At 72.9% G+C, this 23,307-nt stretch carries 25 protein-coding genes; 18 read left to right on the forward strand and 7 right to left on the reverse strand.

Annotated elements, in window-relative coordinates; translation table 11 throughout:
- Window positions 1-190: 190 nt before the first annotated feature.
- The 4 genes from B446_RS17985 to B446_RS18000 form a co-directional block, all read right to left on the reverse strand.
- Window positions 191-928 (reverse strand): DUF2993 domain-containing protein, encoded by a 738-nt coding sequence (locus B446_RS17985; RefSeq protein WP_020940879.1) that lies wholly within the window; start codon window positions 926-928, stop codon window positions 191-193.
- A 149-nt stretch (window positions 929-1,077) separates the two neighbouring features.
- Window positions 1,078-2,343, reverse strand: coding sequence for a hypothetical protein (locus B446_RS17990; RefSeq protein ID WP_020940880.1), 1,266 nt, complete (start codon window positions 2,341-2,343; stop codon window positions 1,078-1,080).
- A gap of 4 nt (window positions 2,344-2,347) precedes the next feature.
- Window positions 2,348-2,602 (reverse strand): MoaD/ThiS family protein, encoded by a 255-nt coding sequence (locus B446_RS17995; protein ID WP_020940881.1) that lies wholly within the window; start codon window positions 2,600-2,602, stop codon window positions 2,348-2,350.
- 73 nt (window positions 2,603-2,675) lie between these two features.
- Window positions 2,676-3,542 carry an alpha/beta hydrolase gene (locus B446_RS18000; protein WP_043475917.1) on the reverse strand — a complete coding sequence of 289 codons (867 nt, stop codon included), beginning with the start codon at window positions 3,540-3,542 and terminating at the stop codon, window positions 2,676-2,678.
- A 159-nt stretch (window positions 3,543-3,701) separates the two neighbouring features.
- Between B446_RS18000 and B446_RS18005 the strand changes: the two genes are divergently transcribed.
- The 6 genes from B446_RS18005 to B446_RS18030 all read left to right on the forward strand — a co-directional run bounded on the left by B446_RS18005 (window position 3,702) and on the right by B446_RS18030 (window position 9,307).
- Entirely contained in the window at window positions 3,702-4,481 is a 780-nt protein-coding gene (locus B446_RS18005; RefSeq protein ID WP_020940883.1) for a winged helix-turn-helix transcriptional regulator, read from the forward strand.
- An 85-nt stretch (window positions 4,482-4,566) separates the two neighbouring features.
- Window positions 4,567-5,592, forward strand: coding sequence for a LacI family DNA-binding transcriptional regulator (locus B446_RS18010; RefSeq protein ID WP_020940884.1), 1,026 nt, complete (start codon window positions 4,567-4,569; stop codon window positions 5,590-5,592).
- A 102-nt stretch (window positions 5,593-5,694) separates the two neighbouring features.
- Window positions 5,695-6,765, forward strand: a complete 1,071-nt coding sequence (locus B446_RS18015) for a S1C family serine protease (protein WP_020940885.1) — start codon at window positions 5,695-5,697, stop codon at window positions 6,763-6,765.
- Window positions 6,766-6,794: 29 nt separating this feature from the next.
- Window positions 6,795-7,025 (forward strand): hypothetical protein, encoded by a 231-nt coding sequence (locus B446_RS18020; protein WP_020940886.1) that lies wholly within the window; start codon window positions 6,795-6,797, stop codon window positions 7,023-7,025.
- Window positions 7,026-7,112: 87 nt separating this feature from the next.
- Window positions 7,113-7,847 carry a response regulator transcription factor gene (locus tag B446_RS18025; RefSeq protein ID WP_020940887.1) on the forward strand — a complete coding sequence of 245 codons (735 nt, stop codon included), beginning with the start codon at window positions 7,113-7,115 and terminating at the stop codon, window positions 7,845-7,847.
- Complete coding sequence (locus B446_RS18030) at window positions 7,844-9,307, forward strand: HAMP domain-containing sensor histidine kinase (protein WP_020940888.1); 1,464 nt, start codon at window positions 7,844-7,846, stop codon at window positions 9,305-9,307. The genes B446_RS18025 and B446_RS18030 overlap by 4 nt, the downstream gene beginning before the upstream one ends.
- A 126-nt stretch (window positions 9,308-9,433) precedes the next feature.
- On the opposite strand, the gene B446_RS18035 is transcribed toward B446_RS18030, so the two are convergent.
- Window positions 9,434-11,227 (reverse strand): bifunctional metallophosphatase/5'-nucleotidase, encoded by a 1,794-nt coding sequence (locus tag B446_RS18035; protein ID WP_020940889.1) that lies wholly within the window; start codon window positions 11,225-11,227, stop codon window positions 9,434-9,436.
- 181 nt (window positions 11,228-11,408) lie between these two features.
- Here B446_RS18035 and mshD point away from each other — a divergent pair, with 181 nt between their 5' ends.
- The 8 genes from mshD (at window position 11,409) to B446_RS18075 (ending at window position 19,544) form a co-directional block, all read left to right on the forward strand.
- Entirely contained in the window at window positions 11,409-12,335 is a 927-nt protein-coding gene (mshD, locus tag B446_RS18040) for a mycothiol synthase (RefSeq protein WP_020940890.1), read from the forward strand.
- A gap of 102 nt (window positions 12,336-12,437) precedes the next feature.
- Window positions 12,438-12,824 carry a GntR family transcriptional regulator gene (locus tag B446_RS18045; protein WP_020940891.1) on the forward strand — a complete coding sequence of 129 codons (387 nt, stop codon included), beginning with the start codon at window positions 12,438-12,440 and terminating at the stop codon, window positions 12,822-12,824.
- Window positions 12,821-13,717 (forward strand): ABC transporter ATP-binding protein, encoded by an 897-nt coding sequence (locus B446_RS18050; protein WP_020940892.1) that lies wholly within the window; start codon window positions 12,821-12,823, stop codon window positions 13,715-13,717. Before B446_RS18045 ends, B446_RS18050 begins: the two co-directional genes overlap by 4 nt.
- Entirely contained in the window at window positions 13,714-14,715 is a 1,002-nt protein-coding gene (locus B446_RS18055) for a hypothetical protein (RefSeq protein WP_020940893.1), read from the forward strand. The genes B446_RS18050 and B446_RS18055 overlap by 4 nt, the downstream gene beginning before the upstream one ends.
- On the forward strand, window positions 14,712-15,461 hold the full coding sequence (locus B446_RS18060; protein WP_020940894.1) for a hypothetical protein: 750 nt from the start codon (window positions 14,712-14,714) through the stop codon (window positions 15,459-15,461). Before B446_RS18055 ends, B446_RS18060 begins: the two co-directional genes overlap by 4 nt.
- A 133-nt stretch (window positions 15,462-15,594) precedes the next feature.
- Window positions 15,595-17,949 (forward strand): RNA degradosome polyphosphate kinase, encoded by a 2,355-nt coding sequence (locus B446_RS18065; RefSeq protein ID WP_193384472.1) that lies wholly within the window; start codon window positions 15,595-15,597, stop codon window positions 17,947-17,949.
- Window positions 17,930-19,108, forward strand: a complete 1,179-nt coding sequence (locus B446_RS18070; RefSeq protein ID WP_043475921.1) for a CHAD domain-containing protein — start codon at window positions 17,930-17,932, stop codon at window positions 19,106-19,108. Before B446_RS18065 ends, B446_RS18070 begins: the two co-directional genes overlap by 20 nt.
- Window positions 19,109-19,130: 22 nt before the next feature.
- Window positions 19,131-19,544 (forward strand): NUDIX hydrolase, encoded by a 414-nt coding sequence (locus tag B446_RS18075; protein WP_020940897.1) that lies wholly within the window; start codon window positions 19,131-19,133, stop codon window positions 19,542-19,544.
- 25 nt (window positions 19,545-19,569) lie between these two features.
- Here B446_RS18075 and B446_RS39675 read toward each other — a convergent pair whose 3' ends face one another.
- Complete coding sequence (locus B446_RS39675) at window positions 19,570-19,743, reverse strand: hypothetical protein (protein WP_167543343.1); 174 nt, start codon at window positions 19,741-19,743, stop codon at window positions 19,570-19,572.
- Between the two features lie 143 nt (window positions 19,744-19,886).
- On the opposite strand from B446_RS39675, the gene B446_RS18080 reads away from it, so the two are divergent.
- The gene (locus tag B446_RS18080) at window positions 19,887-20,765 is read left to right on the forward strand and encodes a hypothetical protein (RefSeq protein ID WP_043475924.1); all 879 of its coding nucleotides are present in this window, start codon (window positions 19,887-19,889) and stop codon (window positions 20,763-20,765) included.
- A gap of 101 nt (window positions 20,766-20,866) precedes the next feature.
- Window positions 20,867-21,034 (forward strand): hypothetical protein, encoded by a 168-nt coding sequence (locus tag B446_RS39680; protein WP_167543344.1) that lies wholly within the window; start codon window positions 20,867-20,869, stop codon window positions 21,032-21,034.
- Window positions 21,035-21,053: 19 nt separating this feature from the next.
- Here B446_RS39680 and B446_RS18085 read toward each other — a convergent pair whose 3' ends face one another.
- Complete coding sequence (locus tag B446_RS18085; RefSeq protein WP_020940900.1) at window positions 21,054-21,359, reverse strand: metal-sensitive transcriptional regulator; 306 nt, start codon at window positions 21,357-21,359, stop codon at window positions 21,054-21,056.
- Window positions 21,360-21,565: 206 nt separating this feature from the next.
- Here B446_RS18085 and B446_RS18090 point away from each other — a divergent pair, with 206 nt between their 5' ends.
- Together B446_RS18090 and B446_RS18095 are read left to right on the forward strand one after the other, a co-directional pair.
- Window positions 21,566-22,186: a DUF47 domain-containing protein gene (locus tag B446_RS18090; RefSeq protein WP_020940901.1), complete on the forward strand. Its 621-nt coding sequence runs from the start codon at window positions 21,566-21,568 to the stop codon at window positions 22,184-22,186.
- Between the two features lie 7 nt (window positions 22,187-22,193).
- Window positions 22,194-23,192: an inorganic phosphate transporter gene (locus B446_RS18095; RefSeq protein ID WP_020940902.1), complete on the forward strand. Its 999-nt coding sequence runs from the start codon at window positions 22,194-22,196 to the stop codon at window positions 23,190-23,192.
- Window positions 23,193-23,307: the final 115 nt, after the last annotated feature.

The following is a 23,307-nucleotide window of genomic DNA, read 5'->3' on the forward strand; positions in this document are numbered from 1 at the left end:
GACACGATCGTCCGGATAATGGGATACGAAAGCGCCCGGGGCGTCGTTCGACGGCCACCGGGCGCCTGTGTCGGTCAGGGCTTCTGCGGTGCGGACGCGGGCGTCTCGCCTGTCGGACGTCCGCCGTTCACCGGCGGCCCCGCCCGTCTGCCGGCCGGTTCCGCACCGGCCCCGTGGCTGCCCCGCCCGACTACCCCGCGAGCTTGACGCCCGAACCCTTCACGCTGATCTCCACGCCGTCCGGGGCGGCCTGCACCTTGTCCAGCTTGATGCCGCCGGGGAGCTGGTCGATGGCCTGCTGGAAGTCGGTGATCTCGCGGATACGGCCCTCGGCGATGGGGGCACCGCCCAGCTTGGGCAGGGCGTCGGCCTGCACCTTGACCTTGTCGTTCTCGACGGTGACCGTGCTGAGGACGTAGACCGGCTTGGGCAGCCTGGTGCCGAGCACGGTGGCGTCGACCGCGACCTTGATCTTGCCGTTGCCGCCGTCGGAGAGGCCGACGACCCGGGCCGTGACGCCCGGCGCGACCTGGGTCGGCTGGGACTTGGCGGTCTTGAGCAGCTCGTCGTAGGCGATCGTCGCGGTGCCGGTGGCGGTGGAGGCGGTCGCGGAGCTGTAGTCGCCGGAGAAGTCGACGCCCTTCATGTCGGCCGTGAGGTCGTCGATCCGGATGGTCCTGCCGCCGGTGCCGGTGGCCGCCTCGTAGTTCTTGATGCCGACCTGGACGTCGTCCAGGGAGCCGCTCGCGACCTGGGTGAGGAAGGGGAAGCCCTTGATGTTCACGTCCGGGGTGGACGCCAAATTCTCGGTGTTCCGCAGCTTGTCCGCGGCCTCGTTCTCGGCGAAGTGCACGGCCACCCGGTCCGCGATCACGAACAGGCCGCCCAGGATCACGACGAGGATCAGGAGTATTCGCAGGGCACGCATGAGGAGTTCCCCCGGGTCGGCAGTGGTGTACGGCTACGTCACGGTAACCCTGCGGGGAGCGGCCGGGAGGTTTTGTGGATCACTTGTGACAGGGCGGCCGCGCCGGGCCGGCCCGGGCCGGCCCTTAAGGACCGGCCCGGAGAGCCGGCCTAGCCCAGGGCGCGTCCCAGGACCCACACCACCGGCGCCGCCGCCGCCAGCGGCAGCGCCACGCCCGCCGTGAAGTGGACGAAGCGCGAGGGGTAGTCGTAGGCGGCCACCCGGTGGCCGACCAGCGCGCAGACCGCGGCCGCCGCGCCCAGGGCGGCGCCCTTGGCGCCGAAGCCGGTCATACCGCCCACGGCGATGCCCGCGCCGGCGGCGGCGAGCAGCGCGACCACGAGCGAGGCCGGGGTGGGCAGCGGCAGGGCGCGGGCCAGGACCGCCACGGCGACCGCGGCCGCGCCGACCGACACCGCGTGCGGGGCGGCGGCCAGATAGCCCGTCGCGAGGACCGCGAGGGACGAGGAGGCGACGGTCGCCATCAGGCCGTACATGCGCTCGTCGGGGGAGGCGTGCGAGCGCAGCTGGAGGACGAGCGACAGCAGGACCCAGACGCCGAGCGGGCCGAGGATCGCGACCGGCGCGTGCGCGCGGCCCGCGGCGAGGACCGCCACGTCGGCGGTGAGCGCACCCAGGAAGGCCAGCGCGATGCCCTGGCGGGCGGGCCACATGCCGTTCAGGCGGAACCAGCCGGCGGCGGTCACGGCCTGGAGCAGCACCAGCGGCACGACGAGGGCGTACGAGCCGAGGGGGGCCGTCACGGCGAGCAGCAGGCCGAGCCCGGCGGTGAGCAGCGCGGGCTGCATACCGGGGTCGATGATCGGGGAGCGGCCCTCCAGGCGGGCCCGCTGGGCGTCGGTGATCCGGGAGTTCCCGGCGAGGGTGGCGGGCCCGTACTCGGCGACCGGCTCGGCGGCGGCTTCCGGCCCGGCGGCGCCCTCCGGTGCCTGGTGGGGCCGGGGTTCGGGGGCCGGCGCGGGCGGCGTGTACGGCTCCTGCGGGGGCAGGTACGCCGTCTCGGCCGCCCGGACCTGCGCCTGGGACTGCGTCTCCCAGGTGCGGCCCTGCCACTGCTGGGTGTGCTGCGGGTCGTGGCCGGCCTGCGGGTACGGCTCGGCGTACGGCTGCTGCCCGTACGGGTCGTGCCCGGCCCGGCCGTAAGGGGCCTGGTCGTACCCCGCCCGGGCCTCACCGGGCCACGGCTGCGCCGCCTGCTGCTGGTGCGGCTGCGCCTGGTGCCCGCCCTGATACGGCTGGTGCTGCTGGTTGTGGTGCTGCTGGTGCTGCTGGTGAGCCTGGTCCCCGTAAGGGTCGTACGCCTGGTGCCCGTCGTAACCCTCGTACGGCCCGCCCTGGTACGGCTGGTCGCTCATCGCCTCATCCTCCTGCGAACGGCGGGAGCACCTCGACCGTGCCGCCCTCGGCCAGCCGTACGGTCTCATGCGCGCGGGTCCCGACGGGGTCACCGTCGACGAGGAAGGAGCATCGCCGCAGGACGCGCGTGAGTTCACCGGGGTGTCGCTCGCGCACCGCGGCGAGCGCGTCGGCGAGGGTGGCCGCGTCGTACGGCTCCTCGGCGACCTGGGCCGCGGCCTTGGCAGCGGCCCAGTAGCGGACCGTGACCTTGGGCATCTGGTTCCTCAATCGACGGCGGACGGAAGGGGGACGGACGCTGTCAGGCTAAGCCACCGGGCCCGCGGCCCGGTCATGCCTCCCGCCCGCCCCGCGGCGGCCGGACGGCCCAGTCGCCGATCCGGTCGAGCAGCGCCTCGTCCGCCGCGTTCTCGGCGTGCCCCATGCCGGCCTCCACCCACAGCTCGCCGTGCGCACCGGCGGCCTCGGCGAGCATCCGCGGGTGGTCGAGCGGGAAGTAGCCGTCCCGGTCGCCGTGCACGACCAGCAGCGGGACCGGCGCGATCATCGGGACCGCCTGCACCGGGGAGAGCGGCACCGGGTCCCACTGCCGGTGGTGGACGCGGGTGCGCAGGCCGTAGCGGCTCACCAGGCGTCCCCCGGGCCGGGTCACCAGCCAGTGCAGCCGGCGCATGGGGGCGGTGCCCCGGTAGTACCAGCGCGCGGGGGCGCTGACCGAGACCACCGCGTCGACCGTGCCCGGGTACAGGGCCGCGTGCCGCAGCACCACCGAGCCGCCCATGGAGAAACCGACCGTCGTCACGCGGGTGTGCCCGAGGCCGCGCGCCCACTCCACCGCGGCGGCCAGGTCCAGCACCTCCCTGTCGCCGACCGTGGACCGGCCGCCCGAGGCGCCGTGGCCACGGAAGGAGAAGGTCACGACGGCGCCGTAGCGGGCGAGCACGTCCACCACCCTGCGCACGTGCGGCCGGTCCACGTCGCCGGTGAAGCCGTGGGCGACCACGAAGACCGTGCCGCCGGCCGCGGCCGGGGAGGCGTCCGGTGATGCTTCGTATACGACCGGTCCCGGATCGTATACGGCCTCGACCCGAACGCCGTCGGTTGTGCGCAGGAACGTCCTGATAGGGCCCGGTCCGCCGGTCTCGCCATGCGGACGAACGGTGAAACGGGTCTGTCGACCTGCCGGACGGTTGCTCATGTGGGCTATTCTGCTGGGCAGAGGACTCGGGCAGCGCAGCCCCCGGGTCCTTTTGTGCTTTCGAAAGCGTTGTATACGGCGCGGGCGACCGCGACTGTACGGGGCCTTCGGGATCGCAGAGCAGTCACGTACCGCAGGGACCGAGGAGGAACCAGACGTATGAGTTCTCTGCTGCTCCTGACCAACGCCCTCCAGCCGTCGACCGAGGTGCTCCCGGCGCTCGGCCTGCTCCTGCACAACGTGCGGGTCGCCCCGGCGGAGGGCCCCGCCCTCGTCGACACCCCCGGCGCCGACGTCATCCTGATCGACGGCCGCCGCGACCTGCCGCAGGTGCGCAGCCTGTGCCAGCTGCTGCGCTCCACCGGCCCCGGCTGTCCGCTCCTGCTCGTCGTCACCGAGGGCGGCCTGGCCGCCGTCACCGCCGACTGGGGCATCGACGACGTGCTGCTGGACACCGCGGGCCCGGCCGAGGTCGAGGCTCGGCTGCGGCTCGCCATGGGCCGCCAGCAGATCGTCAACGACGACTCCCCGATGGAGATCCGCAACGGCGACCTCTCGGTGGACGAGGCGACCTACTCGGCCAAGCTGAAGGGCCGGGTCCTGGACCTGACCTTCAAGGAGTTCGAGCTGCTCAAGTACCTCGCCCAGCACCCGGGCCGGGTCTTCACCCGCGCCCAGCTGCTGCAGGAGGTGTGGGGCTACGACTACTTCGGCGGCACCCGGACCGTGGACGTGCACGTACGGCGGCTGCGCGCCAAGCTCGGCCCGGAGCACGAGTCGCTGATCGGGACCGTCCGGAACGTCGGTTATCGATTCGTTACGCCCGAGAAGGGCGACCGGTCCGGCGAGGACTCCAGGGCCAAGGCGGAACGGGCAAAGGCGGACGATGCGGACACCTCCGCCGTGCTGGACGGAGTGGAGCTCCACGCGGACGCGTAGCGGGCTCCTCGGCAAGGCGTTGCTACCGCACAGTCAGCTTCGGTTTGCCCTGCCCAGCGGGGGTCCATCCGCGTAGACTCCGCGCGTGGCCAAGGTGACTCGGGATGATGTGGCACGGCTGGCTGGGACCTCCACCGCCGTCGTCAGTTATGTCATCAACAACGGACCCCGGCCGGTCGCCCCGGCCACGCGCGAGCGTGTCCTCGCCGCGATCAAGGAACTGGGGTACCGCCCGGACCGGGTCGCCCAGGCGATGGCGTCCCGGCGCACCGACCTCATAGGGCTGATCATTCCCGACGCCCGCCAGCCCTTCTTCGGGGAGATGGCGCACGCGGTCGAGCAGGCCGCCTCCGAGCGCGGGAAGATGGTGCTCGTCGGCAACACCGATTACATCGGCGAACGCGAGGTCCACTACCTGCGCGCCTTCCTCGGCATGCGGGTCTCCGGCCTCATCCTCGTCAGCCACGCCCTGAACGACCTCGCCGCGGCGGAGATCGACGCCTGGGACGCCCGGGTGGTGCTGCTGCACGAGCGCCCGGAGGCCATCGACGACGTGGCCGTGGTCACGGACGACCTGGGCGGCGCCCAGCTCGCCGTCCGCCACCTGCTGGAGCACGGGTACGAGTACGTGGCCTGCATGGGCGGCACGGCGGACACGCCGGCCGTCGGCGACCCGGTCTCCGACCACGTCGAGGGCTGGAAGCGGGCCATGGCCGAGGCGGGCCTCCCCACCGAGGGCCGGCTGTTCGAGGCGCCGTACAACCGCTACGACGCCTACCGGGTGGCCCTGGACCTGCTCTCCGGCCCCGACCGGCCGCCCGCGATCTTCTGCTCCACCGACGACCAGGCGATCGGCGTCCTGCGGGCCGCGCGCGAGCTGCGCATCGACGTGCCCGGGGAGCTCGCCGTGGCCGGGTTCGACGACATCAAGGAGGCGGCGCTCGCCGACCCGCCACTGACCACGATCGCCTCGGACCGCTCGGCCATGGCCCGGGCGGCGGTGGACCTCGTCCTGGACGACGGGCTGCGGGTCGCCGGCTCCCGGCGTGAGCGCCTGAAGACGTTCCCCTCCCGGCTGGTGGTCCGCACGAGCTGCGGCTGCGAGGCCTGAGCCCCCTCCGAGCCCGCGTCTTCACAAGGGACGAACGAGGTTCTGCCGGGCTTCTCAGGGAGCACTCAGGCGGCTCTCATGGTGGCGGGACATGCTCAAATCATGACCGAGAGCATGCGCCGCAGCGACGAGTACGAGTACGGCAATCCCACCGGCCACGGCAGCCCGCAGGGCCCGTACGCCCAGCAGCCCAGCCACTCCGCTCCCGTGAACCCCGCATGGCCGCCGCCGCCCTCCTACGAGCCGCCGGCGGACCCGGCCGGCACCCCGCAGCCGGGACCGGCCGCGCACAAGAAGCGCACCCGCGGCCCGGTGGCGCTGCTCGCGGCGGTGGCGATCGTCGCGGCCGCCGTCGGCGGCGGCACCGCCTACGCCTTCCAGGAACTCACCGGCAAGGACACCGTCGCCTCCGCCGGCACGACCACCACCGCCGTGGTGCCGACCGGCAAGCGGGGCGACGTCGCCGCGATCGCCGCCGCGGTCAGCCCGAGCGTGGTCGAGGTCCAGGCGAGCCTGGCCAACGGCTCGTCCACCGGCTCGGGCGTGATCATCACGTCCGGCGGTGAGATCGTCACCAACAACCACGTCGTCTCCGGCGCCTCCTCGATCAAGGTGCGCACCAGCGACGGCACGACCTACCCGGCCGAGGTCGTCGGCACCGACAGCTCCAAGGACCTCGCGCTGGTCCGGCTCAAGGGCGCGTCCGGTCTGAAGACCGCCTCGCTCGGCGACTCCTCCGGGGTCCAGGTCGGCGACACGGTCGTCGCCATCGGCTCCCCCGAGGGTCTGACGGGCACCGTCACCAGCGGCATCGTCTCCGCTCTTGACCGGGACGTGACCGTCTCCACCGACGAGAACCAGGGACAGGGCCAGGACGGCGGCGACGGGCAGTGGCCGTTCCAGTTCGGCGGCCGCCAGTTCAACGGCGACACCGGCTCGTCCACCACGACCTACAAGGCGATCCAGACGGACGCCTCGCTCAACCCCGGCAACTCCGGCGGCGCGCTGATCGACGCGAGCGGCCATGTCATCGGCATCAACTCGGCGATGTACTCGTCGGGTTCGCAGTCCTCGTCGTCCTCCGACGCGGGCAGCATCGGCCTCGGCTTCGCGATCCCGGTCAACACCGTCAAGTCCGACCTGGCCAAGCTGCGGGCCGGCTCCACGAGCTGAGCCCCGGCGTCGGCGAAAGGGAGTACGTCATGATCCAGCAGGTCTCGCACGACGCCGGCACCGGCACCGGTCCGGCCGCCCTCGCCCTGGCCCTCGCGGTCGCGCACGAACTGCACGCCCCGGACCCGGCCCCGCGCGCCGGTGAGGTGGCGGTCCCCGAGCTGATGGGACTGCGCACCTCCGCCGACCGCCCGCACCGCCGCAAGGTCCCGCTGTGCCGCCTCACCGCGGTCGGCGGTCTGGCGGCGCTCGGGGTCTGAGCCGTCGCTCGTGCCCGCCGGCCGGGAAACATGCGACGCTGAGAGACGCCCCGACCCCCGTCCCCGCACCCCGAGGAACCGCGAGCGATGAGCCCCGCCGAAGGCGACCGTGAGACCCAGCGCATCCTGATCGTCGACGACGAGCCCGCCGTACGCGAGGCGCTCCAGCGCAGCCTCGCCTTCGAGGGGTACGACACGCAGGTCGCCGTCGACGGCGCGGACGCGCTGGACAAGGCCGCCGCCTACCGGCCCGACCTGGTCGTCCTGGACATCCAGATGCCGCGGATGGACGGCCTGACCGCCGCCCGCCGCATCCGGGGCACCGGCGACACCACCCCGATCCTGATGCTCACCGCTCGTGACACGGTCGGCGACCGGGTGACGGGACTCGACGCCGGCGCCGACGACTACCTGGTCAAGCCCTTCGAGCTGGACGAGCTGTTCGCCCGCATCCGCGCCCTGCTCCGCCGCAGCTCCTACGCGGCCACCGTGTCGGCCCAGGCCCAGGAGGACGAGGCGCTGTCCTTCGGCGACCTGCGCATGGACCTCGCCACCCGGGAGGTCACCCGGTCCGGCCGTCAGGTCGAGCTGACCCGCACGGAGTTCACCCTGCTGGAGATGTTCATGGCCCACCCGCGCCAGGTGCTGACCCGCGAGCAGATCCTCAAGGCGGTGTGGGGCTTCGACTTCGAGCCGTCGTCCAACTCCCTGGACGTCTACGTCATGTACCTGCGCCGCAAGACGGAGGCCGGCGGCGAGCCGCGGCTCGTGCACACGGTCCGGGGCGTGGGCTACGTGCTGCGGCAGGGCGGCGCGGAGTGAAGAGCCCCACCCGCCGGTACCGGGCCCTGCCGATCCGGACCCGCCTCGCCATGCTGGTGGCGGCGGCGGTGGCGTTCGCCGTGGCCGCGGTCTCGGTGACCTGCTGGTTCATCGTGCAGAGCAAGCTGTACGACCAGATCAACGCCGAGCTGCGCAAGGCCTGGGTGCCGCAGCGGCTGAACGACGTGGCGGGCGCGCTCGACTCGTGCCCGCAGAAGCCGAGCGAGTCCGGGCTCGGCGGCTTCCGCACCCACGGCAACTACTACTACGTCGAGCTGGTCAAGACGGACGGCACGGCCTGCGTCTCCTCCAGCTCCGCGGGCCGGGTGCGGACCACCGCGGCGGACACCTCCGTCATCGGCGACCCGAGCGGCGAGGGCGTGCTGCGCAACGGCACCGACTCCGACGGCAACGCCGTACGCGTCATGACCGCGCCCCTCTCCGTCACCACCGGTCCGCTCACCCCGCCGCAGGCGTACCCGGACACCGCCCTGCTCGTCGCGGTACCGCTGAAGAACACCGAGAACACGCTCAACGACCTCGCCCTGATCCTGCTGCTGGTCTCCGGCATCGGGGTGGTCGGCGCCGGGGCGGCCGGGCTCGCGGTGGCCCGCACGGGACTGCGCCCGGTCGACAAGCTCACCGAGGCCGTCGAACACGTCGCGCGCACGGAGGACCTCAGCGTGCGCATCCCCGTCGAGGAGGACAGCGAGGACGAGGTGGCCCGGCTCTCCCGGTCCTTCAACTCGATGACGTCCTCCCTGGCCAGCTCCCGCGACCTCCAGCAGCAGCTGATCGCCGACGCGGGACACGAACTGCGCACCCCGCTCACCTCGCTGCGCACCAACATCGAACTGCTCACGCGCAGCGAGGAGACGGGCCGCCCGCTGCCGCCCGAGGACCGCAAGGCGCTGCTCGCCTCGGTGAAGGCGCAGGTGACGGAGCTGGCCTCGCTCATCGGCGACCTCCAGGAGCTGTCCCGCTCGGAGGGCCAGCGCGGCGAACGCGTCCAGGTGGTCTCCCTCCAGGACACCGTGGAGTCGGCCCTGCGCCGGGCCCGGCTGCGCGGCCCGGAACTGACGATCACCGCTGATGTGGAGCCCTGGTACGCCCGGGCGGAGCCCTCCGCCCTGGAGCGGGCTGTCGTCAACGTCCTCGACAACGCGGTGAAGTTCAGCCCCGAGGGCGGCACGATCGAGGTGCGGCTGAGCGAGGGCGTGCTGACCGTGCGGGACCACGGCCCCGGCATCCCCGAGGACGAACTCCCCCACGTCTTCGACCGGTTCTGGCGCTCACCGAGCGCGCGCGCCCTGCCCGGCTCCGGCCTGGGCCTGTCCATCGTCGCCCGCACCGTCCAGCAGGCGGGCGGCGAGGTGTCCCTGGCCCGGGCGGAGGGCGGCGGGACCGTCGCGACGGTACGACTGCCCGGCGCGCCCACGGCCCCGCCGGACACCCCGTAACCCGGTGGTACCCGCGGTCCCGTGGTCCGGCGCCGGACGCCGAACGACCCCGGGAGACGCCTCCCGGGGTCGTTGCGCTCGTGCCGTGGCCGCGAGGGCCGACGGCCGGGTGCTACCGCGTCCGCGTCACTGCGTGATGGTGATCCGGTTCGTGGCGGGCGGCGCGATCGGCGCGGACGGCGTCGAGTTCGCCGTCAGGTACTTCTCCAGCGCGGTCAGGTCGTCCGCGCCCACCAGGTCGCCGGTGCCCGCACCGAGGGTCGGGAAGCCGTCGCCCCCGCCCGCCAGGAAGCTGTTGGTGGCGATGCGGTAGGTGGCCGACGGGTCGACCGGGGCGCCGTTCACACGGATCGAGTCGGTGACGACACGGTCGGCGCCGGACTTCGTCAGGTCCAGCGTGTACGTCAGGTTCGCCGACGGCTGGAGGATCTTGGGCGCGGCCGCGTTGGCCCCGCTCACCTGCTCCTTGAGCACCTGGACGAGCTGGGCGCCGGTGAAGTCCTGGAGGTTCACGGTGTTGGCGAAGGGCTGGACCGTGAAGCCCTCCGCGTAGGTGACCACGCCGTCGCCCTCGGCGCCCTTGGCCGCGTAGGTGAGCCCGGCCCGGACGCCGCCCGGGTTCATCAGCGCCAGACTGGTCCTCGGGTCCAGCTCCTTGCCGTAGGCGAGCTGGGCGTCGGCGATCAGGTCGCCCATCGGGGACTCGGTGCCGGTGTTGCCGATGTCGGCGGAGATGTAGCCGATGGTGCGGTTGCCGATCGGGGCGGCCAGGGTGTTCCACCGCGCGATCAGGTCCGTCATGTCCTGTGCCTTGGGCACGTCACGGCTGACGACGCGGTTCGCCGACTTCACGGCCGTGCGCGCGATGTCGCCGGTGCGACGGTCGTAGGTCAGCGTGGTGTCGGTGTAGAGCCGGCCGAAGGAGGCCGCCGAGGTGACCATGCGCGGGCGGCCGGACGGGTCCGGGATGTCGCAGACGTACGCGTTGTGGGTGTGGCCGGTGACCAGGGCGTCGACGGCCGGGGTGACGTTCTTGGCGATGTCCACGATCGGGCCGGAGATGCCGGTGCCCGCGCCGCCCGCGTCGCAGTCGTAGTTGTAGGAGCCGGAGGCCGGGAAGCCGCCCTCGTGGATCAGCGCCACGATCGACTGGACGCCCTGGCGCTGGAGCACCTTGGCGTACTTGTTGATCGTCTCGACCTCGTCCTTGAACTTCAGGCCCTTGACGCCGTCGGCGGAGACGATGCCCGGGGTGCCTTCGAGCGTGACCCCGATGAAGCCGATCCTGACGTCCTTCTTCTTCCAGACCCAGTACGGCTTCAGGATCGGCTTGCCGGTCTTGTCGTCCAGGACGTTGGCCGCCAGGTAGGGGAAGTCGGCGCCCTTGAACTTCTTGTCCGTGTAGCAGCCGTCCGTCGGGTGGCAGCCGCCGTTCTGCAGGCGCGCCAGTTCCCTCGCGCCCTCGTCGAACTCGTGGTTGCCGACCGAGGTGACGTCCAGCTTCAGCTTGTTGAGCGCCTCGATGGTCGGCTCGTCGTGGAAGAGGCCGGACAGCAGCGGGGACGCGCCGACCATGTCGCCGCCGGCCGCGGTGACCGAGTACGGGTGGCCCTGACGGGCCTGCCGGAGGTGCGTGGCGAGGTACTCGACGCCCCCCGCGTCGATCGTCTTCGTCGTGCCGTCGGGCTGCCGCTCGGTGACCCGGCCGGAGGAACCGGACGGCGGTTCGAGGTTGCCGTGCAGGTCGTTGAAGGACAGCAGCTGGACGTCCTGGTAGCGGCCCGGGTGCTGGTGGCCGCCGTGACCGGGGTGCGCCTGCGCGGGCAGCGCGGCGGTCAGGGCGGCGGCCGTCGCGAGAGCGGCGGTCGTCCCGAGGAACGCGAACGTACGGCGTCTGGTGCGCCGGGGTGCGGCTGGCATGGACCCCCCTGTGGGTCGGCTGTGGCGAGTGGGCCGTCAGCCGCGAAGCCTAAGGTCAACGCGCGTAGCGCGACAGGGGGTTCGTGGTTACATCCTGGTTTACCTTTGCCGGTCCCTTTACCCGCCGCGTACCCGCTGCGCTGTCGGCACTTCGCCCCGGCGGCCCCGTACCCTCGTACGCATGAGCAGCGACGACACCCTACGGCCCTTCCCCTCCCGCTCCATCGAGACCCGTTCCGCCCTCGACCCGGACCAGGCCGAGGCCGTACTCGGACTGCTCGCCGAGGCCGCCCAGGTCGACGGCCAGCAGCCGGTGTCCGAGCAGGGGCGGCTGCAGCTGCGCGGCGGGGCCCGCGAGGGCGTCTCCCACCTGGTGCTGACCGTCGGGGACGAACTCGTGGGCTACGCACAGCTGGAGGACACCGACCCGGTGGAGGCGCCGGCCGCCGAGCTGGTCGTCCACCCCGCGCACCGCGGGCACGGCCACGGACGGGCACTGGGCTCGGCCCTGCTCGCCGCCTCGGGCAAGCGGCTGCGGGTGTGGGCGCACGGCGGCCACTCCGCCGCCCGGCACCTCGCCCAGGTCCTCGGCCTGACGCTCTTTCGCGAACTGCGGCAGATGCGCCGCTCGTTGACCGACCTGGAGCTGCCCGAGCCGCGTCTCGCGGAGGGGGTGACGGTACGCGCCTTCGTGCCGGGCAAGGACGACGCCGCCTGGCTCACCGTCAACGCGGCCGCCTTCGCGCACCACCCCGAGCAGGGCGGGCTGACCCAGCGCGACCTGGACGACCGCAAGGCCGAGCCGTGGTTCGACCCGGCCGGGTTCTTCCTCGCCGAGCGGCGCGGGGAGCTGGTCGGCTTCCACTGGACCAAGGTGCACGCCGAGGAGGGGCTCGGCGAGGTGTACGTGCTCGGCGTCCGGCCGGGTGAGCAGGGCGGCGGCCTCGGCAAGGCCCTCACCACCGTCGGCCTGCGCCACCTGGCGGCCCAGGGGCTGCCCACGGCGATGCTGTACGTCGACGCGGACAACACGGCCGCGGTGTCGGTGTACGAGCGGCTGGGATTCCGCACGCACGAGACCGACCTCATGTACCGCACCGAGACCTGATTCCGCCCGGGCGGACGCGCGCTCAGGGGCGGCCGACTTGACGGCCGCCCCTCTCTTACACCACCCTTTCACTACTCAATTAGTGAAAGGGTGGTTCAACGCGTGGTCGAATACCGCATCGACCGGCACAGCGGGGTCGCCACCTACGTCCAGATCGTCCAGCAGACCAAGCAGGCCCTCCGCCTGGGTCTGCTGCGGCCGGGCGACAAGCTGCCGACGGCACGCGAGGTCGTCGAGGCCACCGCCATCAACCCGAACACCGTCCTCAAGGCGTACCGCGAACTCGAACGCGAGGGCCTGGTCGAGGCGCGCCGGGGGCTCGGCACCTTCGTCCGGCGCGCACTGGGCGCCGCCCCCGCCGACTCGCCCCTGCGCGCGGAGCTGGACGCGTGGGCGGCGCGGGCCGCGGAGTCCGGGCTCGACCGGGACGACGTGGCGGCCCTGTTCACCGCCGTACTCGACAAGCACTTCCAGGGAGAACGTTCATGAGCGACACGGCTCTCGAGGCCGACGGCCTCGGCAAGCGCTTCGGCCGGCGGGGAGGCTGGGCCCTGCGCGACTGCGCCTTCCGGCTGCCCACCGGGCGGGTGTGCGCCGTCGTCGGCCCGAACGGCGCCGGCAAGTCGACCCTGCTCGCCCTCGCGGCCGGGCTCCTGCCGCCCACCGAGGGCCGGCTGACCGTCCTCGGCCGTACGCCCGCCGGGTCGCGTGCCCGGGTGGGCTTCGTCGCCCAGGACAAGCCGCTCTACCCCCAGCTCACGGTCGCCGAGACGCTCCGGATGGGCGCCGACCTCAACCCCGGGCGCTGGGACGCGGCCACCGCGGAGCGCATCGTGGCCGCCGGCGACCTGGACCCCGGGGCACGCATACGCTCCCTGTCCGGCGGACAGCGCACCCGCGTCGCGCTCGCCCTCGCGCTCGGCAAGCGGCCCGGACTGCTGCTCCTGGACGAGCCGATGGCCGACCTCGACCCGCTGGCCCGGCACGAGCTGATGGGCACGCTGATGGCCGAGGCCGCCCAGTACGGCACCACCATCGTGATGTCCTCGCACGTCGTCGCCGAGCTGGAGGACTCCTGCGACCACCTGCTGCTGGTCGGCGGCGGCCGGATCCGGCTGGCCGGCGAGATCGACGACCTGCTCGCCGCCCACCTGCGGGTCAGCGGCCCGGCCGACTCCGCCGCCCTCGACCCGCACACCGTGGTCGAGTCCCGGGTCACCGGCCGCCAGCTCTCCGCGCTGATCCGGCCCGCCGGACCGCTCGCCGGCGAGCTGCGCTCCTCGGCCCCCTCCCTGGAGGAACTGGTCCTCGCCCACCTGCGCAACCCGCAGGCCCCCGCCCTCACCCCCGCCGGGGCCGCGCGCGAGGAGGACGCCGCGTGAGCGCCGCCACCGCCGCCACCGCCGTCCGGCCCGCCACGGCGCGCCCCCGGCTGATCCGCTGGCTGCTGCGCCTGCACCGGCCTGCGCTCCTGGCCTGGACCGCCCTGGTGGTCCTCGGGGGCGCCCTGCTGCTCTGGCTCGCCGGACCGCTCACCGACGCGGCGGCGGCAGCCTGGCGGCAGTACGACGCCTGCGGCTTCGCCACCAGGTGCGCCTACGACCAGGACGCGATCCTGCGCTACAAGGACTGGTACGGCTACACCACCACCGCCCTGGACGGACTGCCGCTCGTGGTGGCCGCCTGGGCCGGGGCCGCCCTGACCGGCAGGGAACTGGAGTCCGGCACCGCCCGGCTCGCCTGGGCCCAGAGCACCTCACCGGCCCGCTGGCTCGCGGTCCGGCTGGCCGTCCCGGCCGCCGCCGTCACCGCCGGTACCTGCCTGCTGTTCTGGCTGCACCACCGTGTCTGGACCGCGGGCCGGGGCCGCGTCGACACCCTCAAGAGCTGGGCCGACTTCGCCACCTTCTACGCCAACGGCCCCACCGTCACCGGCCTGGCCCTCGCCGGACTCGCGGCCGGCGTCCTGGCCGGCCTGCTGCTGCGCCGCACGCTGCCCGCGCTCGTCACCGGCACGCTGGCCACCGCGGGCGTCTGGGCCCTGGCCCACACGCTGATGCCCCACCTGTGGCCGGCCGTCACCACGGTCGGCGGCCTCGACCGCGGGGCACCGGGCACCGGCATCGTCGTCGAGGAGGGCCTGGTGACCCGGAGCGGCGCGCACCTGCCGCTGCCCCACTGCAGCTCCACCGTCGACTGCGACGCGGCCTACGCGCACGCCGTAGGCCAGTTCAAGACCTACCACCCCTACGCCCACTACTGGCCACTCCAGCTCGTCACGACCGGGCTGCTGCTGGCCGTGGCCGGACTGCTCGTACTCGGCTCGTTCCTGGTGCTGCGGCGCCTGGCCGGGCCCCGGACCGGAGAGACCCCCGCATGACCGGCGCCGCCTTCCAGGGCCTGCCCCGCACCGCGCTGCGGCTGCACCGCCCCGCACTGCTGCTGTGGACCGCCTTCGTCCTCCTCGTGCTCGGCGCACTGCTGTGGGTGCACTTCTCCGGCGCCCCCCGCGACCGGATCTGCTTCCACCGACCGGGCGCCGTGTGCACCTACACCGCCTTCACCGACGTCAACAACGTCATGAACCTCCTCGGCGAGGCGCTCACCTGGGCGCCCTGCGCGGTGGCCGCCTGGGCGGGGGCCTCGCTGATCGGCCGGGAGCTGGAGTCGGGCACCGCCCGGCTGGCCTGGTCCCAGGCCGCCTCCCCCGCCCGCTGGCTCGCCGCCCAGCTCACCACGGCCGCCGTGCCCCTGCTGGCCGGCAGCGGTGTGCTCGCCCTGGCCTTCGGCCGGGTGTGGACCGCCGACGGGGACGACCTGGTCACCCACTGGACCTGGGACCGCGTCTTCGTACCCCGCGGCCCGCTGCTCCCGGCGCTGGTGCTGTGCGCCCTGGCCACCGGCGTGCTCGCCGGACTGGCCCTGCGCCGCACCTTCCCCGCGCTGGTCACCGCGTTCGCGGCGACGCTCGCGCTCCGGCTGTACCTGCGCGAGGCGTGGCAGCCGCTGCGCGGCACGCTGCCCGGATTCTGGCCCTTGCACCTGGCGGCGACCGGCATGGTCCTCGCCCTGACCGCGCTGGCCACCACCGCCGCCTGCCTGCTGCTGCGCCGCCGAGCCGGCTGACCCGGAACCCGGGGTGCGCCCGTGTCACGGGGGGCAGGGGCGCACCCCGACGCACCCCGGGGGCCGCCCCCCGATAGCCGGGACGTCATGTCTCCGTAACCATCGATTCAGACGGGCTTGCGACGCTCGGCCAATGAAGCCCGCCGTGCCAGAGCCTTCGCCGCCCCCCGAGGGGCCCGCGGGGAACGGGGCCGTCAAACTCCCGCCCGCACGTTCCGACGCGCCTGTCTCGCCCCTGGCGCGGAAGAATGGGTTCATGAGTCAGCAAGACACCCAGGCAGAGGTCCAGCACGTCCAGCCCTCCGTGGGCTCCATAGCCGCGCACCGCCAGCATGCCGTGTCCGCGGCGGTGTCCGATCTCGAACCCGACCTCGACGCCGACCTCGACGTGTACGAGGAGGCGCCGAGCGACGGGGCACCGCTGCCGCAGGGCCGGTTCCTCGACCGGGAACGCAGCTGGCTCGCCTTCAACGAGCGCGTCCTGGAACTGGCCGAGGACCCCGACACGCCCCTGCTGGAGCGTGCCAACTTCCTCGCCATCTTCGCCAGCAACCTGGACGAGTTCTTCATGGTCCGGGTGGCAGGCCTGAAGCGCCGCATCGCCACGGGTGTCGCCACCCGCTCCGCCTCCGGCCTCCAGCCGCGCGAGGTGCTGGAGATGATCTGGGCCCGCTCGCGCGAGCTGATGGCCCGGCACGCCGCCTGCTACCACGAGGACGTCGCCCCCGCGCTCGCGGAGGAGGGCATCCACCTGGTCCGCTGGAACGAGCTGACCGAGAAGGAACAGGCCCGGCTGTTCACCCTGTTCCGGCACCAGATCTTCCCGGTGCTCACCCCGCTGGCCGTGGACCCCGCCCACCCCTTCCCGTACATCTCCGGCCTGTCGCTGAACCTGGCCGTCGTCGTGCGCAACCCGGTCAGCGGCCACAAGCACTTCGCGCGTGTGAAGGTGCCGCCGCTGCTCTCCCGCTTCCTGGAAGCCGCGCCCGGCCGCTACGTCCCGCTGGAGGACGTCATCGCGGCGCACCTGGAGGAGCTGTTCCCGGGCATGGAGGTGCTGGAGCACCACGCGTTCCGGCTCACCCGCAACGAGGACCTGGAGGTCGAGGAGGACGACGCCGAGAACCTCCTGCAGGCCCTGGAGAAGGAGCTCATGCGGCGCCGCTTCGGGCCGCCGGTGCGCCTGGAGGTCGAGGAGTCCATCGACCGCGAGGTGCTGGACCTCCTCGTGCGCGAGCTGAAGATCTCCGAGGCCGAGGTGTACCCGCTCCCCGGCCCCCTGGACCTCACCGGTCTCTTCCGCATCCACAGCCTCGACCGCCCCGAGCTGAAGTACCCGAAGTTCATCGCGGGCACCCACCGCGACCTGGCCGAGGTCGAGTCGGCGTCCCCGCCGGACATCTTCGGCGCCCTGCGCGCCCGGGACGTGCTGCTGCACCACCCGTACGACTCCTTCTCCACCTCCGTCCAGGCCTTCCTGGAGCAGGCGGCGGCCGACCCGGACGTGCTCGCCATCAAGCAGACGCTGTACCGCACCTCCGGCGACTCCCCCATAGTCGACGCGCTCATCGACGCGGCCGAGTCCGGCAAGCAGGTCCTCGTCCTGGTCGAGATCAAGGCACGCTTCGACGAGCACGCCAACATCAAGTGGGCGCGCAAGCTGGAGGAGGCCGGCTGCCACGTCGTCTACGGCCTGGTCGGCCTGAAGACGCACTGCAAGCTGTCCCTGGTGGTCCGCCAGGAGGGCGAGACCCTCCGCCGCTACAGCCACGTCGGCACCGGCAACTACCACCCGAAGACGGCCCGGCTGTACGAGGACCTGGGCCTGCTCACCGCCGACCCGCAGGTGGGCGCCGACCTCTCCGACCTCTTCAACCGCCTCTCCGGCTACTCGCGCCGCGAGACGTACCGGCGCCTGCTGGTCGCCCCCAAGTCGCTCAGGGACGGCCTGATCGCCCGGATCAACAAGGAGGTCCAGCACCACCGCGCGGGCCGCCCCGCCTTCGTCCGCATCAAGGTCAACTCGATGGTCGACGAGGCGGTCATCGACGCGCTCTACCGCGCCTCCCAGGCGGGCGTGCCGGTCGACGTCTGGGTGCGCGGCATCTGCGCCGTCCGGCCGGGCGTCGCGGGCCTGTCGGAGAACATCCGGGTCCGCTCGATCCTCGGCCGCTTCCTGGAGCACTCCCGGGTGTTCGCCTTCGGCAACGGCGGCGAACCCGAGGTCTGGATCGGCAGCGCCGACATGATGCACCGCAACCTCGACCGCCGGATCGAGGCCCTGGTCCGGGTCGTCGACCCCGGCCACCGGGCGGCCCTGAACCGGCTGCTCGACACCGGCATGTCCGACAGCACCGCCTCCTGGCACCTCGGCCCCGACGGCGAGTGGACCCGGCACGCGAAGGACGCGGACGGACAGCCCCTGCGCAACGTCCAGGAGATGCTCATAGACGCCCGGAGGCGCCGGCGTGGCACAGCGACACCTTGACCCGACGGACCCCGGGGCCCCGGAGGTGACGGGAGACGCGCTCGCGGTCTACCTGCGCGCCCAGGCCACGGAGTTCCTGCGCGCGCTGCGCCTGCACCGCGAGACGGGCGGCGCCGCGGCGGGCGGCGCGCAGGAGACCGTTGACGCGGCCCGGGCGCTGCGCCGCTCGGCCCGCCGGATCAGCGGCAGCCTGCACACCTTCCGCCCGCTGCTGGACGCCGACTGGTCCGAGGACATCAGGCCCGAACTGGCCTGGCTCTCCGGCACGCTGGGTCTGGAACACGCCTACGCCGCCCGTCTCGAACGGCTGTTGCTCGCCCTGCACCGGCTGTCGGGCGCGGCCGTCTTCCCGGAGCAGAGCGTCGTCGCCGCGGGCACGGCGGCCCAGCGGGGCGGCTCGGTGGCCGCCCTCGCCGGGGGCGCCCGGGCCGCCGCGGCGGCCGGAGCGCGCGGCCCCGGGCGCGCGCAGGCGAGCCTGGCGGAGGCACCGCAGGACACCACGGGCCCCGCCCGCCCCGCACCCGCCCCGGACCGCGGCAACCTGACGGTCGGCGCGGCGAAGGCGGGCGCGCTGCTGGAGCGCCAGCTCACCCTGGCCAGGACCCGGGCCCACTCCACGGCGCTGCAGGCCCTCGGCTCCTCCCGCTTCCACGCGGTCGCCGACAAGGTCGCCCTGCTCGCCAGCGAGGTACCCCTGACGCCCGCCGCCGCAAGCACCGGCCTGCGCCCCCTCGCCGCCGCGGCGGAGGAACGCCTGACGGACTCCGTGGCCGCGCTGCCGCTGCTCACCGCCGGCCACCCCTACAACGCGCAGGCCCTGGTCCACGGCCTCTCCCCGGACCCGGCCCCGCACCCGCAGGACGGCCCCTGGCACCAGGTGCGCCTGCTGCTGCGCCTGCACCGCTACGCCCGGGAGGTGCTGTCCGGAGGCGGGACCCCGGCGGAGCCGGGGCTGCCGGCCGCGGGCCTCGCGCTGAACCGGCACCGGGACGCCTCGGAGGCGGCGGGCGCGGCCGCGCAGGCGGCCCGTACGCCCCGGATCACGCCGGCGACGGCGTACGCCCTGGGCGTGCTCCACGCCGACCAGCGGCACGAGGTGGAGGCGGCCAGGTTCGCCTTCCAGCAGGCGTGGCAGAAGCAGGCGGTCGGCGCGTCCTGATCCCGACACCCGAGGAGGCGGTGTGAACGACACCACGGTCCAGGCGGCGGGCTGCGTCCTGTGGCGCCGCTCGCCGGTGGACGGCGGCCTGCAGGTCTGCCTGGTCCACCGGCCCAAGTACGACGACTGGTCCCACCCGAAGGGCAAGCTGAAGCGGGGCGAGGACTCGCTCGCCGGCGCGCTGCGCGAGGTCGCGGAGGAGACCGGCTACACGGCCGTGCCGGGCAACGAGCTGCCCACCATGCGCTACCTGGCCAACGGCCGCCCCAAGCAGGTGCGTTACTGGGCGGCCGAGGCGGTCGACGGCCGCTTCGCGCCGAACGACGAGGTCGACCGCGTCCTGTGGCTCTCCCCCGCCGCCGCCCGCGACCGGCTGACCCAGCCCCGCGACCGCGACCTGGTGGACGCCCTCGGCCGGCCGGCCGAACGCGGATAGCGGCCGGAACCGGCCGCCGGGCGCCTCAGAGGCCCGCCGTGTGGGCCTCCGCGTCCGTTCTGGCCTGGCTGCGCGCCCGGCGGGCCGGTCCGCGCCAGCCGCAGACGCAGCGGGCCACACAGAAGCGGCCCTGCTCGGTCGTCGTCGTGAGATGGTCCCGCCCCTGCGGAGCCCGTTCCGGGCTCTCCTGCTGCGCCACGGTGACAACGTTACCGACACCCCGGTCAAGGGTTTGTATGCCCTTCCCCCGACCTGGTGCCGTGCGTGACGGCACCCCCTACCGGTCGTTAACCGGAACGACAGGGGGCCCGTGACGGCGTACCGGCTGGGGGTAGGCAGGCGATGGATCGGCGGCAGCACAGGCGGTCGGGCAGAACGGTCGTCGCGGTGGAGATCCTGGCGATCACGGCCGGGCTCGCGGCGGGCGCCACGGGATGCTCCGGCAGGGGAGCGGCGGCCGAGGGGGTGAACGGCGCGGGCGGCGACCCGGTGGCCGTCCTGCGGCAGGCCGCGGGCGCCCTGCGCGAGGCGGGCAGCTCGAAGGCCAGCACCTCCATGGAGATGGCGACCGGCGGCACCCGGGTCACCATCCGCGGCAAGGGCGTCTACGACTACCGGCGCCGGCTCGGGCAGCTGACCGTCGTGCTGCCCGAGGATCCCGCCGGCACCCCCGAGCACCGTCCCATCACCGAACTGCTGGCACCGGGAGCACTGTTCATGAAGAACCGGGGCGCGGGCGTGCCCGCCGACAAGTGGGTACGGGTGGAGACCGCCTCCCTGTCCGACGGCAATCTGGTCACCGGCGGGGTGACGGACCCGTACGCGGCGGCGGAGGTGCTGCGCGGGACGCGCACGGCCACGTACCTGGGACGCGAGGAGGTCGGCGGGATCGCGGTGCGCCACTACCGCGGCACGGCCGACCTGTCCCGCGCGGCCGCGGCCGCCTCGGCGGACGACCGGGAGCCCTTGCGGGCGGCGGCGAAAGGGTTCGCCACACCCGCTGTCCCGTTCGACGCCTATCTGGACGACCTGGGGCGCGTCCGCAAGCTGCGGCAGCACTTCAGCTTCGTCAACGGCCGGGAGAAGACACCGGTCGCGGTCGCCTCGACGACCCTGCTGTACGACTTCGGCGCCGCCGCTGACGTGCGTCTGCCCAGCCCACGGGACATCTACGCGGGCCGGATCGCGGAGAGCGGGGCCGGGAGCCGGACGGTGCACTAGTCCGGGACGCCACCCTGGGACTAGCCCGTCCGTGCCATGCGCGGCGTGTAGAGCCCTGCCTACTCTAGGAAGTCGGTGTCGGCGGAGAAGAGGTGACGCGCGTGGCTGGGGTCGGCGGTACGGCAGTCCAGGACCACGTGGCCCTCGCCGAGATCGAACTGTGCGGCGAGCTGATCATCGCCGCCTCGGCCGCCGAGGACCGGCTGAGCCTGGAGAGCATCGACGAGGTGCTGCGGGTGGCCGAGGAGCGGGAGTCCGCCGAGGTGTGAAAATCCCGGGTCCGGCGGCTCAGGTCCGCAGCAGCCGGCCGATGGCCTTCGTGGCCTCGTCCACCTTGGCGTCGATCTCGTCCCCGCCCTTGAGGGCCGCGTCGGCCACGCAGTGCCGCAGGTGCTCCTCCAGCAGCTGCAGGGCGAAGGACTGCAGGGCCTTGGTGGAGGCGGACACCTGGGTGAGTATGTCGATGCAGTAGGTGTCCTCGTCGACCATGCGCTGCAGGCCGCGGATCTGGCCCTCGATCCGGCGCAGTCGCTTGAGGTGCTCGTCCTTCTGCTTGTGGTAACCGTGCGTGGCGCCGGCCTCGGTCGTCGTCATCGCGGGCCTCCGTTTCGGGACGAACTTCGGATACATACCCCTGGTGGGTATATGGTAACGAATTTCGCGGGGTAGAGGGGCCTTGGTACGCCCCCCTGATGATCGTCGTGCCCGATGGGCGACACTGGAGGGCGGCCCGATAGCCGTGGCCGGATGATGCGCCTAGCATCACCCTGACCGAAACCGAAGCACCCCGAGGACCCCACGTGCGCTTTCGTCTGACCCCCAGGGAGACGAGCTTCTACGACATGTTCGCCGCTTCCGCGGACAACATCGTCACCGGCTCGAAACTCCTGATGGAACTGCTCGGAGCGGACTCCGCCGCCCGGGCCGAGATCGCAGAGCGTATGCGGGCAGCGGAACACGCCGGTGACGACGCCACGCACGCGATCTTCCACCAGCTGAACTCCTCGTTCATCACGCCGTTCGACCGCGAGGACATCTACGCCCTCGCCGGCTCGCTCGACGACATCATGGACTTCATGGAGGAGGCCGTCGACCTCGTCGTCCTCTACAACGTCGAGGAGCTCCCCAAGGGCGTCGAGCAGCAGATCGAGGTGCTGGCCCGGGCCGCGGAGCTGACGGCGGAGGCCATGCCGAACCTCCGCACGATGGAGAACCTCACCGAGTACTGGATCGAGGTGAACCGTCTGGAGAACCAGGCGGACCAGATCCACCGCAAGCTGCTGGCCCACCTCTTCAACGGAAAGTACGACGCGATCGAGGTGCTGAAGCTCAAGCAGATCGTGGACGTGCTGGAAGAGGCCGCGGACGCGTTCGAGCACGTGGCGAACACGGTGGAGACCATCGCCGTCAAGGAGTCCTGAGGCGTCGATGGACACCTTCGCCCTGATCGTGACCATCGCGGTCGCGCTCTTCTTCACGTACACGAACGGCTTTCACGACTCCGCCAACGCGATCGCCACCTCGGTGTCGACGCGCGCGCTGACCCCGCGGGCGGCGCTCGCCATGGCCGCGGTGATGAACCTCGCGGGCGCCTTCCTGGGCTCCGGGGTCGCCAAGACCGTCAGCGAGGGCCTGATCGAGACGCCCAAGGGCTCGACCGGTCTGGGCATCCTCTTCGCCGCCCTGGTCGGCGCGATCGTCTGGAACCTGGTCACCTGGTACTTCGGGCTGCCCTCCTCGTCCTCGCACGCCCTGTTCGGCGGCCTGGTCGGCGCCGCGCTCGCGGGCGGCACCGAGGTCCTGTGGAACGGCGTCGTCGACAAGGTCATCATCCCGATGTTCCTGTCGCCGGTGGTCGGCCTGATCGTCGGCTACATCGTCATGACGGCGATCCTCTGGCTGTTCCGCAAGGCCAACCCGCACAAGGCCAAGCGCGGCTTCCGCATCGCGCAGACCGTCTCGGCGGCCGGCATGGCGCTCGGCCACGGCCTCCAGGACGCCCAGAAGACGATGGGTGTCGTGGTGATGGCACTGGTGATCTCCGGCCACGAGACGTACGGCGACCCGATCCCGGTCTGGGTGAAGATCGTCTGCGCCGCGATGCTGTCGCTGGGCACTTACGCGGGCGGCTGGCGCATCATGCGCACGCTGGGCCGCAAGATCATCGAGCTGGACCCGCCGCAGGGCTTCGCCGCCGAGACCACCGGCGCGTCGATCATGTTCACGACGGCGTACCTCTTCAAGGCGCCGATCTCGACCACTCATGTGATCACCTCGGCGATCATGGGCGTGGGCGCGACGAAGCGGGTGAACGCCGTGCGCTGGGGCGTCGCCAAGAACATCGTCCTCGGCTGGTTCATCACCATGCCGGCGGCCGCCCTGGTCGCCGCCGCGGCCTTCGGGATCATCAACCTGACGATCCTGTAGTCACCGCCGGGGGCCCGCCCCCGAGACCGGTGCCCACAACGCGCTGGGCCCGCCCCCGGAAGCCGGGGGCGGGCCCTTCTGCGTCCTCGCGGTGGCACCGCCATGCAGCACCGCG

It is taken from the genome of Streptomyces collinus Tu 365, assembly GCF_000444875.1.
Lineage (GTDB): Bacteria > Actinomycetota > Actinomycetes > Streptomycetales > Streptomycetaceae > Streptomyces > Streptomyces collinus_A.